At 35.2% G+C, this 12569-nt stretch carries 12 protein-coding genes; all 12 read left to right on the top strand.

Annotation, left to right across the window (positions count from 1 at the left end; all coding sequences use genetic code 11):
* Nucleotides 1-16: 16 nt before the first annotated feature.
* The 12 genes from remA (at nucleotide 17) to rsgA (ending at nucleotide 12568) form a co-directional block, all read left to right on the top strand.
* Complete coding sequence (remA, locus tag BN349_RS11015; RefSeq protein ID WP_019242367.1) at nucleotides 17-280, top strand: extracellular matrix/biofilm regulator RemA; 264 nt, start codon at nucleotides 17-19, stop codon at nucleotides 278-280.
* Nucleotides 281-289: 9 nt separating this feature from the next.
* Nucleotides 290-904: a guanylate kinase gene (gene gmk, locus BN349_RS11010; RefSeq protein ID WP_026089278.1), complete on the top strand. Its 615-nt coding sequence runs from the start codon at nucleotides 290-292 to the stop codon at nucleotides 902-904.
* Nucleotides 905-906: 2 nt separating this feature from the next.
* Nucleotides 907-1122 (top strand): DNA-directed RNA polymerase subunit omega, encoded by a 216-nt coding sequence (rpoZ, locus tag BN349_RS11005; RefSeq protein ID WP_019242365.1) that lies wholly within the window; start codon nucleotides 907-909, stop codon nucleotides 1120-1122.
* A gap of 160 nt (nucleotides 1123-1282) precedes the next feature.
* Nucleotides 1283-2491: a bifunctional phosphopantothenoylcysteine decarboxylase/phosphopantothenate--cysteine ligase CoaBC gene (coaBC, locus tag BN349_RS11000; RefSeq protein WP_019242364.1), complete on the top strand. Its 1209-nt coding sequence runs from the start codon at nucleotides 1283-1285 to the stop codon at nucleotides 2489-2491.
* A gap of 5 nt (nucleotides 2492-2496) precedes the next feature.
* Complete coding sequence (gene priA, locus BN349_RS10995; protein WP_019242363.1) at nucleotides 2497-4905, top strand: primosomal protein N'; 2409 nt, start codon at nucleotides 2497-2499, stop codon at nucleotides 4903-4905.
* 30 nt (nucleotides 4906-4935) lie between these two features.
* A complete protein-coding gene (gene def, locus BN349_RS10990; protein WP_019242362.1) occupies nucleotides 4936-5421 on the top strand; it encodes a peptide deformylase in 486 nt (161 codons plus the stop codon).
* A complete protein-coding gene (gene fmt, locus BN349_RS10985; protein ID WP_019242361.1) occupies nucleotides 5418-6371 on the top strand; it encodes a methionyl-tRNA formyltransferase in 954 nt (317 codons plus the stop codon). Before def ends, fmt begins: the two co-directional genes overlap by 4 nt.
* On the top strand, nucleotides 6364-7713 hold the full coding sequence (gene rsmB / locus BN349_RS10980) for a 16S rRNA (cytosine(967)-C(5))-methyltransferase RsmB (protein ID WP_019242360.1): 1350 nt from the start codon (nucleotides 6364-6366) through the stop codon (nucleotides 7711-7713). Before fmt ends, rsmB begins: the two co-directional genes overlap by 8 nt.
* A 3-nt stretch (nucleotides 7714-7716) precedes the next feature.
* Complete coding sequence (gene rlmN / locus BN349_RS10975; RefSeq protein ID WP_019242359.1) at nucleotides 7717-8793, top strand: 23S rRNA (adenine(2503)-C(2))-methyltransferase RlmN; 1077 nt, start codon at nucleotides 7717-7719, stop codon at nucleotides 8791-8793.
* Nucleotides 8794-8798: 5 nt separating this feature from the next.
* The gene (locus BN349_RS10970; protein WP_026089277.1) at nucleotides 8799-9545 is read left to right on the top strand and encodes a Stp1/IreP family PP2C-type Ser/Thr phosphatase; all 747 of its coding nucleotides are present in this window, start codon (nucleotides 8799-8801) and stop codon (nucleotides 9543-9545) included.
* A 5-nt stretch (nucleotides 9546-9550) separates the two neighbouring features.
* Complete coding sequence (gene pknB, locus BN349_RS10965) at nucleotides 9551-11590, top strand: Stk1 family PASTA domain-containing Ser/Thr kinase (RefSeq protein WP_019242357.1); 2040 nt, start codon at nucleotides 9551-9553, stop codon at nucleotides 11588-11590.
* Between the two features lie 99 nt (nucleotides 11591-11689).
* Complete coding sequence (gene rsgA / locus BN349_RS10960) at nucleotides 11690-12568, top strand: ribosome small subunit-dependent GTPase A (RefSeq protein WP_019242356.1); 879 nt, start codon at nucleotides 11690-11692, stop codon at nucleotides 12566-12568.
* The last annotated feature ends 1 nt before the right edge of the window (nucleotide 12569 follow it).

Raw genomic sequence — 12569 nt, 5'->3', positions numbered from 1 at the left:
TAAATGGAGGATCATTATGTCGATTAAGTTAATAAATATTGGCTATGGGAATATCGTTTCTGCTAACCGTATTATTTCTATTGTTAGTCCAGAGTCGGCTCCAATTAAAAGAATAATACAGGAAGCAAGAGATAGGGGTTCGTTAATTGATGCTACCTATGGTAGGAGAACAAGAGCCGTTATTGTTACGGATAGTGATCATGTCATTTTGTCGGCAGTACAGCCTGAAACAGTTGCTTCGAGGCTTCATGATCGAGAAGATAGTGTAGAGGAAGGATAAGTGGAATTAATGAAAGAAAAAGGGTTGCTCATTGTATTATCAGGACCTTCAGGTGTAGGAAAAGGAACAGTTCGTAAGGAATTGTTTTCACATTCTGATGTGGCATTTGAATACTCAATTAGCATGACAACTCGTGCTCCTCGTGAGGGAGAAGTTGATGGTGTAGATTATTTCTTCAAATCACGTGAAGAATTTGAATCCTTAATTAAACAAGGTAAATTATTGGAGTATGCAGAGTTTGTTGGGAATTACTATGGTACTCCAGTGGATTATGTTCGAGAAACAATTGATAACGGAAAAGACGTATTTCTAGAGATTGAGGTACAAGGCGCTAGACAAGTACGTGAAAAATTTCCAGAAGCTTTATTTATCTTCCTGGCACCACCTAGCTTGTCCGAGCTAGAAAACCGAATTGTCGGACGTGGTACTGAGACAAATGAAGTAATTGCTAATCGATTACAAACTGCTAGAGAAGAAATTGAAATGATGGACTTGTATGATTATGTAGTAGAAAACGACACAGTCGAATCTGCTTGTGATAAAATAAAAGCTATTGTTGTTGCAGGTCATTGCAACAGGGAATACGTGGCAAAAAGATATTTAAAAATGTTGGAGGTTGAATAAATTTGTTATATCCATCTATTGACTCATTATTAAATAAAATTGATTCTAAATACTCTTTAGTTTCAGTTGCAGCTAAGCGTGCTAGAAAGATGCAACTAAATGGAGATCAAAAAATTGCTAATCCTGTTTCACATAAGAATGTAGGTAAAGCATTGGAAGAAATTAATGCGGGAATACTAACGTATACGCATGAATCAGCTGATCGAACAAATGAATAAGCGATAATGATTGGAGGGTGTCGTAAAAGCTTTGCTTTTGTTTGACACCCTCTTACGCTTTATTTTATGATTTTTTTGAGTGTGAAGCTACTTTGAGAATTGATGAAAAATAATACATAATCCTTCATAATAGAAACAGAAATAATCGGGAGGAAGTTTAATGCTGAAAGATAAAAAAATATTATTATGTGTAACTGGTGGAATTGCCGTATATAAAGCAGCAGCTTTTACAAGTAAGCTAACACAACAAGGAGCAAAGGTTAAGGTTGTAATGAGCGAATCAGCAACAAAATTTGTTGCCCCTATCACTTTTCAGGCATTATCACGCAATGAAGTTTTTACAAGTACATTTCAAGAGAATAATCCAGAAGTTGTCGCGCACATTGATTTAGCAGATTGGGCAGATATTGTTATTGTCGCTCCTGCTACGGCAAATATTATTGGTAAGATGGCAAATGGAATTGCTGATGATATGATTTCGACAATTATGTTAGCAACGACTGCGAAGGTTTTTATTGCTCCTGCAATGAATGTACATATGTATGCTCATCCAGCTGTACAAAAAAACTTAGAAACACTTAGACAATCTGGCTATTCATTTATTGAACCAGGTGAAGGTTATTTAGCATGTGGATACATAGGAAAAGGTCGATTAGAGGAACCAGACAATATGATTCAATATTTGTTACATTATTTAGAAAATCAAAAGCCAAGTCAGCATTTATCCGGGAAAAAGATCATTATTACAGCTGGACCTACAAGAGAAAGAATAGATCCAGTGAGATTCATTACAAACCATTCAACAGGGAAAATGGGCTATGCATTGGCTGAAGAAGCAGCAAATATGGGAGCAGAAGTTACACTTGTATCAGGTCCTGTTAATATTAAAGCCCCTTCTAATGTTCATTTGATTTCTGTTGAATCTGCTCAAGATATGTATGAAGCCGTTTTTGCTAATTTTGAAGAACAAGATGTTGTTATTAAAACGGCGGCTGTTGCAGATTATCGCCCTAAAACAACCTATGATCAAAAAATGAAAAAAAAGGGTGGAGATTTATCGATTGAGCTCGAAAGAACGAAGGATATTTTATTGGAGCTGGGTGAGAAAAAGACTTCACAAATTTTAGTAGGCTTTGCAGCTGAAACAGAAAATGTTGAACAGTATGCAAAAGCCAAGCTTGAAAAGAAACGAGCAGATATGATAGTAGCTAATAACGTAGCAACTAAAGGGGCTGGCTTTGGTGGAGAAACAAACATGGTTACGATTTACGAGCAAAGTGGTAAGGTAGTAGACGTACCGATGATGAGTAAGCATGATGTTGCCAAAGTAATACTTGATGAGATTGCGAGTTTGCTGAAAAAGGATTGATTAGAATGGAAATTGCTTCTGTTGTTGTAGATGTTCCTACTAGACAGACCGATCGAGCATATGATTATTTTATTCCTATGCAGTGGGAAGGAATGATAGTTCCTGGGACTCGTGTTGTAGTTCCATTTGGTCCAAGGAAGGTGCAAGGTTTTGTTGTTGAAATAAAAGAGAGCACTTCTATCGACAAGCTAAAAGGAATTGATTCACTATTAGACCTTGAACCTGTCTTAAATCAAGAGTTACTCCAATTAGCTGATTGGTTAACAACAGAAACACTATGTCTTAAAATTGTAGCCTATCAAGCGATGTTACCAGCTGCTTTGAAAGCAAAATATAAAAAATTATTAACCCTAAAAGGGAATATTGCCAATATTAATGATCATATAAGAAAATATTTTATTCATAATGATGCTGTTGATTTTGAGGCAGCAATGGAACATGAGTATGCTAAAATCTTTCAAAAAGAAATTATTGCAGGAAATATTGAAGTCAATTATCAAGTCAAGGATAAACATAATACAAAGACAGAGAGAAGCGTTGAAGTCCTACTTTCACCAGAAGAATTACAATCAAAGGTAGAAGAAATGAATAAAAGTGCTAAGAAACAAATAAGACTTATGCATTATTTAATGACTCATCAAGAGACTATCTCTGTTCAAAAGTTAATTAAACAAAGCAATTGTGGCGAAAGTGTAATAAAAGCTTTGGCTGACAAAGGCTATATTAAATTTATTCAGACTGAAGTTTATCGTGATCCATTTAAAGAGCGGACCTTTACTAAAAGTCATCATTTAGCTTTAACTGAGGAACAAGCTTCTGTCTTTGTTCCCTTAAAAGAAAGTATGGAGATTAATAAACATGATGTATTCTTATTACATGGTGTGACTGGAAGTGGAAAAACCGAAGTATATCTTCAAAGTATTGATTTAGCTTTAAATAAAGGACAAGAGGCCATTATGCTTGTTCCTGAAATTTCATTAACACCACAAATGGTCGAACGTTTTAAATCTAGATTTGGGGACCGTGTTGCAGTCTTTCATAGTGGACTATCTATTGGTGAAAAATATGATGAATGGAGAAAAATATCAAGAGGAGAAGTACAAGTAGTAGTGGGGGCTCGTTCAGCTATTTTTGCTCCATTTCATAATATAGGAATTATCATTATTGATGAAGAGCATGAAGGAACATATAAACAAGAAGAAACACCACGTTATCACACTCGAGATGTTGCGATTCAAAGAGGTTTATATCATAATTGTCCGGTTGTTTTAGGAAGTGCCACTCCTTCTCTTGAAACGTATGCTCGTGCAAAAAAAGGTGTATATAAACTTTTAGAATTGAAAAATCGAGTGAACAATCGTCCATTACCTACCGTAGAGATAATTGACATGAGGGAAGAACTTCGTGCGGGTAATCGTTCGGTTTTTTCTAAGATTTTGCTCGAGAAAATCCAAGACCGCATTCAAAAGAAAGAACAAACCATCTTAATGCTTAATAAACGTGGTCATTCTTCTTTTGTAATGTGTAGAAGTTGTGGAGAGGTTGCTCATTGTCCTCATTGTGATATTTCTTTAACGTATCATAAGTATAACCATCTGCTAAAGTGTCATTATTGTGGACATGAAGAAGGTATGCCTTCACATTGTCCAGCTTGTAAAAGTGAGGCTATTCGTTTTTTTGGTACTGGTACACAGAAGGTTGAAGAAGAATTAATGAAATTAATACCAAATGCGAAAATCATTCGTATGGATGTGGATACGACTAGTAAGAAAGGAAGTCATGAGAAACTATTGCAGCTTTTTCAATCAGGACAAGCTGATATTTTACTTGGAACACAAATGATTGCGAAAGGGCTAGATTTCCCTAATGTTACTTTAGTAGGTGTTCTATCTGCGGATACAATGCTTCATTTACCAGATTTTCGCTCTTCGGAGAAAACATTTCAATTATTAACTCAGGTTAGTGGAAGAGCTGGAAGACATGAGCTTCCTGGAGAAGTGATTATTCAATCTTATACTCCGGAACACTATTCAATAGTTCTCGCTGCTGATCAACAGTATGAGGCCTTTTTCACACATGAAATGTTTATGAGAAGACAAAGTATGTATCCACCTTACTATTATATCGCTCTTATAACGGTCTCACATCCTGATCTTATGACTACAATTTCTGTGACAGAAAAAATAACAAATTATATGAGAAGCGGATTATCTCGAAAGGCTATTATGCTTGGACCAGCTGCTTCACCTATTCCACGCATCAATAATAGATATCGGTATCAAGTTCTGATAAAATACAAGCGTGAACCTGAGTTGAAAAATAAATTAAGAAATGTAATTGAGCATTATCAACAAAATCGTGCTCAGAAGGATTTACAAATCATTGTAGACTTACATCCACAGATGATGATGTAACTTTCATGAAAAGTTGTAGGAGGAAGAAATTTGTCAAAGTTAGAAATTGTTACCTATCCAAATAAAATCTTAGAAGAGAAATGTGAAGATGTGAAAGTTTTTGACCAAGATTTAGCGAAACTGTTGGATGATATGTATGAGACCATGATAGCAGCTGATGGTGTAGGCTTAGCTGCACCACAAATAAATGTTAATAAACGTATAGCTATCGTTGAAATAGATGAAGAAGAAGGCACATTAGAAATGATTAATCCCGTTGTCATTGAAAAAAAAGGCTCTGATATCGATATTGAAGGTTGCCTGAGTTTTCCTGGGATTTACGGTGAAGTTGAGAGACCAGACTTCGTTGTCATACAAGCACAAGATAGAAATGGAAATCATTATGAATTAGAAGCTGAGGAGTTCTATGCACGTGCAATACAGCATGAAATAGATCACTTAAATGGGGTATTATTTACCTCTAAAGTAATTCGATATATTAAGGAAGAAGAATTAGAAGGGTTTGAAGAAGAATGACAAAAATAATCTTTATGGGAACGCCAGATTTCTCAGTGCCAGTTTTACAAAGAATTATACAAGATGGATATGATGTAATTGCTGTTGTCACTCAGCCAGATCGTCCAGTTGGAAGAAAACGAGTGCTAACACCTCCAGCTGTTAAGGTTGAGGCATTAAAGCATAATATCCCTGTTTATCAGCCAGAAAAAATCCGCAATAAAGAGGAATTAGAGCCAATTCTTGCATTACAACCAGATTTAGTAGTTACAGCTGCATTCGGGCAAATTCTACCTAATGAATTACTTGAAGCTCCGAAATATGGATGTATTAATGTGCATGCTTCCTTGTTACCTGAGTTACGTGGTGGAGCCCCTATTCATTATGCCATTTTAGAGGGTAAAAAAGAAACAGGTATCACGATTATGTACATGGCGGAGAAATTAGATGCAGGTGATATTCTAACACAGGCAAAAGTAACGATTGATGAAGATGATAATGTAGGTACCCTTCATGATAAGCTAAGTGAAGTTGGAGCTAATTTGCTATCAGAAACATTACCTCAACTAATCAAAGGACAATTAAACGCTATCAAGCAAGATGAATCAAAAGCAACATTTGCCTCAAATATTAAACGCGAACAAGAGAAAATTGATTGGACTGTTGATGGAGAGCAAATTTATAATAAAATTCGTGGTTTAAATCCTTGGCCAGTAGCTTACACTCTTTTAGACGGCAAAGTCATGAAGGTTTGGAAAGCAGAAAAAGTGAAAAGAATAGCAGAAGTAGCGCCTGGAGAAATTATTATGATTGAAGATGATGGTTTCATTGTGAAAACAGGAAATGATATAGCTATTAAAGTGACAGAAGTTCAGCCTGCAGGTAAAAAGAAGATGTCGTCTTTTGATTTTCTTCGTGGAGCGGGTGCGAATTTGCAAATTGGAAATCAATTAGGAGTAGAGCATGAGTAAAAACAAAAGCAAAGGTGTTCGAGAACTTGCACTCGATTTAATTCTTTCCGTTGAAAAAAATCAAGCGTATAGTAATTTGTTATTAAATAAGGTTATAAATAAAAATCAATTATCAGCTGCTGATAGTCGATTATTAACTGAAATAACATATGGGACAATTCAACGTAAATTAACGTTAGATTATTTTTTACAACCTTTTGTAAAAAATAACGCTAAAATGGATGATTGGGTAAGAATATTATTAAGATTATCCGTATATCAAATGCATTATTTGGATAAAATACCGGACCATGCCATACTATTTGAAGCGGTAGAAATTGCAAAAAAAAGAGGCCATAAAGGAATTTCAAGCATGGTGAATGGTGTGCTTAGAAATATTCAACGTAAAGGGCTACCTTCATTTGAACTAATAAATAATGACGAAGAGCGAATTAGTGTAGAGACAAGTCATCCACTTTGGTTAGTGGAACGTTGGATTAAGCAATATGGCGTTCAAAAAACGAAGGAAATGTGTGAAAGTAACTTATATGCACCACATCAAACAGCGCGAATTAATGTGGCGAAAATAACTCGAGAGAAAGTAATGGAAAAGTTAGAAGAAGAAGGGTTTTCAGTGAAGGTTAGCGAAGCCATTCCAGAAGGTATCGTTTGTTTACAAGGAAATCTTGCACATTCTCAAGCTTTTAAGGATGGCTTATTGAGTATTCAAGATGAAAGCTCCATACTTGTTGCTCATGCATTAGGAGTAAACGAAAAAGATAGAATTCTTGATTGCTGTGCAGCACCAGGTGGGAAAACAACTTCAATCGCGGAAAGATTACCACAAGGAAGCGTGGTAGCGTTAGATTTACACGATCACAAAGTTAAGCTAATTGAGCAGCAGGCAAAACGATTAGGATTGGCAAATATTGCAACGAGAGCATTTGATGCGCGAAAATCTTCTGAACTATTTGAAGAACAAACATTTGATAAAATTTTAGTTGATGCACCATGTTCTGGTTTAGGAGTAATGAGAAGAAAGCCAGATGTTAAGTATACGAAAAGTGAAGCAGATATTGAAAGACTAGCAGCCATTCAAAAAGATATTTTGAATGCTACAGCTCCTTTGTTAAAAGCGGGAGGAACCTTAGTATATAGTACATGTACTGTCGACCAAGAAGAAAATGATGAGGTTGTAAAAAGCTTTTTATTAGATCATCCAGAATTTGTTAAAGATAATGAGTTTAAAAACAGACTACCTGAAAAGGTTCGTCCTTTCATCAAAGAAAACGCCCTACAGCTTTTTCCACAAGATATTGAAAGTGATGGCTTTTTCATTGCTTGTTTTAGAAAGAAGGATTAAATAATGAAACAATTAGAGAATACAGCTGAGAAAAAATTGCCCTCAATTTATTCTTTACAGCCAAATGAATTGAAGGATTGGCTCACGGATAATGGAGAGAAATCATTTCGAGCTGATCAAATATTACAATGGTTATACAAGCAAAGAGTGAAAAGCTTTGATGAAATGACGAACTTATCTAAAGGATTACGAACAAAATTAGAAGAAAACTTTACATTGACAACACTTAATACAATTATTCAGCAAACTTCGAACGATGGAACTATGAAGTTTTTGTTTGAACTACAAGACGGTTATTCAATAGAAACAGTGTTAATGAGACATGATTATGGAAACTCTGTTTGTGTTACTACACAAGTAGGTTGCCGAATCGGTTGTACTTTCTGTGCATCTACATTAGGGGGCTTAAAGCGAAATTTAGAAGCTGGTGAAATTGTTGCTCAAGTTGTAAAGGTACAACAAGCATTAGATGAAACAAACGAGAGAGTTAGTTCAATTGTTATAATGGGAATAGGAGAACCATTTGATAATTACGACCAAATGATGGCTTTTTTAAGGATTATTAATGATGAAAAAGGATTGAATATTGGAGCTCGACATATTACAGTATCAACAAGTGGAATTATTCCAAAGATTTATAAATTTGCTGATGAGAATCTTCAAATCAATTTTGCTATTTCGTTACACGCTCCAAATAATGAAATTCGTGGTAGACTAATGCCGATTAATAGAGCGTATAAACTTCCGGATCTTATGGAAGCTGTAAAGTATTATACTGAAAAGACTGGAAGAAGAATTACATTTGAATATGGTTTGTTTGGTGGAGTTAATGATCAAGTAGAGCATGCGATTGAGCTAGCGGATTTAATTAAAAAGCTTAAATGCCATGTGAATTTAATTCCAGTCAATTACGTTCCAGAGCGTGACTATGTTAGAACACCGAAGGAGCAAATTGATTTATTTGAAAAAACACTTAAAAATAAAGGAATTAATGTAACAGTTCGCAGAGAACAAGGCCATGATATTGATGCTGCATGTGGACAACTTCGTGCGAAGGAGAGAAAAGAAGAAACGAGGTGAAGATGATGAAGGCTGTTTTTAGAACAGATCGCGGCAAAGTGAGACAGCATAATGAAGATAATGGTGGAATCTTTCATAACGAAACAGGATTTCTAGCAATTGTAGCAGATGGTATGGGTGGACATCGTGCCGGTGAGGTTGCTAGCAGTATGACATTATCCTATTTTAAGGAATCTTGGAGTCAGGTAAAAGGCGATTTTACAGCAGAAAACGCCGAAAATTGGTTGCAAGAAAATATTCAAAAAGTAAATCAACTTTTATTTAAACATGCAGAATCACATCTTGAATGTAAGGGGATGGGGACTACCCTTGTCGCGGCTTTATGTACAGAGCGTTTCATAACTATTGCTAACATTGGCGATAGCCGTTGCTACATAAAGAATGAAAGTGGCTTTAAACAATTAACAGAAGATCATTCACTCGTAAATGAATTAGTACGAACAGGACAAATTAGTCGTGAGGATGCAGAACATCATCCTAGAAAGAATGTGCTGCTTAGAGCGTTGGGCACTGAGCCTAATGTGGAGATGGATATTGTCACGATAGTTTTTGAAGAAGGGGACTTTTTATTACTCTGTTCAGATGGCTTATCCAATAAGCTTAATTCTGAAGAAATGTTAAAAATTATAGAAGAAGATGAAACTCTAGAACAAAAAGCGGATCATTTTATAAATATAGCAAATAATCATGGTGGAGAAGATAATATTACCCTCGTACTCTTACAATACAGTTTTGAAAGCGAAGGTAGGTGACAACCATGTTAATAGGAAAACGTATAAATGGTCGATATAAGATTGTGGAGATGATTGGTGGAGGAGGTATGGCAAACGTCTATCTAGCTCAAGATATGATTCTTGAAAGGGAAGTGGCCATAAAAATCCTCCGTATGGATTTTTCAAATGATGAAGAATTTATTAAAAGATTTAATCGTGAGGCACAATCTGCTACTAGCCTAGCTCATCCGAATATTGTAAGTATATATGATGTTGGTGAAGATCAAGATATATACTATATTGTTATGGAATATGTGAAGGGATATACACTAAAGCAATATATTCAATACCACCAACATATACCAATAGAAACGACGCTCCATATTATGGAGCAAATCACTTTAGCCATTGCTCATGCCCATCAACATGGTATTATTCATCGAGATATTAAACCTCAAAATATATTAATTGATGAAATTGAAAATGTGAAAATTACTGATTTTGGTATAGCAACAGCTTTAAGTGCAACTAGTATTACTCAAACGAATGCCGTCCTTGGATCGGTTCATTACCTATCACCTGAGCAAGCAAGGGGTGGTATGGTAAATAAAAAATCTGATATTTATTCTTTGGGAATTGTTATGTTTGAGTTGTTAACGGGTAGATTACCTTTTTCTGGTGAATCGGCTATTTCTATTGCATTAAAGCACTTACAATCAACAACACCTTCTCCAAGAAGATGGAATCCATCTATACCTCAAAGTGTAGAGAATATTGTATTAAAAGCAACAGCAAAAGACCCGTTTCATCGATATGATAATGTGGAAGAAATGAAGGCAGACATAACTACCGCTCTTTCTCCTGACCGAAAAGGAGAAAAGCCTTTCGTTGTACCAGAAGATATGGATGCGACCAAGGCAATTCCAGTTATAACACAGGATACCTATACTCCTGAACAGGAAGACACGATTGTATTGAATGATCAAACTCAAGCTTACAGTGATTCATATGATGAAGAACCACCAAAGAAACAAAAAGTAAAAAAGAATAAAGCTCAGAAGGGTATTACAAAAACCAAGACGAAAACCAAAAAGGAAAAAAATAATCAAAAGAAACCTAAAAGCAAATTTAAAAAAATAGTTATTGCTTTATTATTTTTAGTTGCTATACTTGCCGTTCTAATTATTGCTGTTCTTCCAAAGCTAATGGAACCATCAGACATATCCGTTCCTAATGTCGAGGGGAAAGAATTAAATGATGCTATAGCTTTGCTAGATGAAAAAGGATTTGAAATCGGTAAAACAACTGAATTGCCAAATGAAGAAATAGAAAAAGGTAAAGTAATAGGAACGGACCCAGAAGCTGGTAAGAAAGTAAGCGAAGGTTCAAAAGTTGATATCTTAATAAGCAGTGGGAAAAAGGAAATTGAAATAGACGATTACAGAGAACGTAGTTATGAAAGTTTGAAAGGTGTATTTGACAATATTGGCTTTAAATCTATTGATATATCCTACGAATATAATGATCAAATTGAGGAAGGGCTTATTATTAATCAAGATCCACAGCCTAGTAGTAGTATCGTTCCATCTGATACAGTGTTGCATCTTACTATAAGTAAGGGGCAAAATTTAATTACTTTAAAGGATTTACGAGGATATAGTAAAACAGCTCTTGAGGATTATATTCAAGAATCTGGATTAATCGTAAAATATTCAAGGGAATCTTTTTCTGATACTATTCCGGAAGGCTCTGTAGTGCAGCAGTCACCAAATCCAGGATCTAAACTAAAAAAAGGTAGTAAAGTGTATGTTGTTATATCGAAAGGGAAGGAAGAGTTACCTCCTAAAACAGTTTCTAAAGAGATAACCATACCTTATGAACCTGTAAACCCTGGCGATGAACAAGAGGTAATTATCTATATTCAAGATATGAAGCATGATATGACCGATCCAGCCGATAAATTTACGATTACGGCTACAACGAAAAAAACGTTAACATTCCAAATTGCTCCCAATCAAAAAGCAGGATTTAAAGTATTTAGAGATAACAAAGTCATTATGGATGAATCAATTCCATATCCATAATCACTACGATTGGAGGCTTCCTAGAAATTAGGAAGCTTTCAATTATTGTTGTTCTCTACTTGTAGGCAGTTGGACACAGATGTATTTTAGGAGGATGCTATGCCTGAAGGTAAAATAATAAAAGCACTAAGTGGATTTTACTATGTTATGGATGGAGAAAAGACAATCCAATGTAGAGGTAGGGGGGTTTTTCGTAAAAGAAAAATCACACCGCTTGTTGGGGATTCAGTCGTTTATCAATATGAAAAGGAACATGAAGGGTATATATTAGAAATTAAAGAACGAAGGAACGAGCTTGTAAGACCACCTATCAGTAATGTCGATCAAGCTATATTAGTTTTTTCTGCTGTAGAACCAGCTTTTAGTACAGTATTGTTAGACCGCTTTTTAGTTCTTATTGAAGCCAATCATATTGATGCTATAATTGTTATTAGTAAAGTAGATTTATTAGCAGATGAAGAAAAGGAAAGAATCCTTCAATACCAAAAAGAATATCAAAAAATGGGATACACAGTTATTACTACATCCTCAATCACAGCACAAGGAATGGAGTCCTTACGTCCATTTCTTAAAGGAAAGGTTAGTGTTTTTGCAGGGCAGTCAGGTGTAGGTAAATCGTCTTTATTAAATACCTTAAATCCCGATTTAGCATTAAAAACGGATGATATTTCTACGCATTTAGGTAGAGGTAAGCATACTACAAGACATGTAGAATTAATAGCAATTGAAGAGGGATTGGTAGCAGATACACCTGGATTTTCTTCTTTAGAATTCACAATTGAAGAACATGAGTTATCAGATTGCTTTCCTGAAATTAGAGAAAAGAGCCATGAATGTAAATTCAGAGGATGCCTTCATGATCAAGAGCCAAAATGCGCTGTCAAAATGGCTGTTGAAGAGGGTGAAATTGAAAAATATCGCTATGATCATTATTTAGAGTTTTTATTAGAAATAAAAGATAGAAAGCCGAGGTACTAAT

The sequence above is a fragment of the Bacillus sp. AP8 genome (genome assembly GCF_000321185.1).
GTDB lineage: Bacteria > Bacillota > Bacilli > Bacillales > DSM-1321 > Bacillus_AD > Bacillus_AD massilioanorexius.
Note: the sequence above shows the minus strand (reverse complement) of the source record. Positions and strands in the feature narration are given on the sequence as shown.

What these genes read in the sequence shown, in the direction of transcription:
- priA (WP_019242363.1), top strand. Translation starts at nt 2,497, where the DNA reads ATGGAAATTGCTTCTGTTGTTGTAGATGTTCCTACTAGACAGACCGAT.
- rsgA (WP_019242356.1), top strand. Translation starts at nt 11,690, where the DNA reads ATGCCTGAAGGTAAAATAATAAAAGCACTAAGTGGATTTTACTATGTT.
- pknB (WP_019242357.1), top strand. Translation starts at nt 9,551, where the DNA reads ATGTTAATAGGAAAACGTATAAATGGTCGATATAAGATTGTGGAGATG.
- fmt (WP_019242361.1), top strand. Translation starts at nt 5,418, where the DNA reads ATGACAAAAATAATCTTTATGGGAACGCCAGATTTCTCAGTGCCAGTT.
- coaBC (WP_019242364.1), top strand. Translation starts at nt 1,283, where the DNA reads ATGCTGAAAGATAAAAAAATATTATTATGTGTAACTGGTGGAATTGCC.
- gmk (WP_026089278.1), top strand. Translation starts at nt 290, where the DNA reads ATGAAAGAAAAAGGGTTGCTCATTGTATTATCAGGACCTTCAGGTGTA.
- BN349_RS10970 (WP_026089277.1), top strand. Translation starts at nt 8,799, where the DNA reads ATGAAGGCTGTTTTTAGAACAGATCGCGGCAAAGTGAGACAGCATAAT.
- rlmN (WP_019242359.1), top strand. Translation starts at nt 7,717, where the DNA reads ATGAAACAATTAGAGAATACAGCTGAGAAAAAATTGCCCTCAATTTAT.
- remA (WP_019242367.1), top strand. Translation starts at nt 17, where the DNA reads ATGTCGATTAAGTTAATAAATATTGGCTATGGGAATATCGTTTCTGCT.
- rsmB (WP_019242360.1), top strand. Translation starts at nt 6,364, where the DNA reads ATGAGTAAAAACAAAAGCAAAGGTGTTCGAGAACTTGCACTCGATTTA.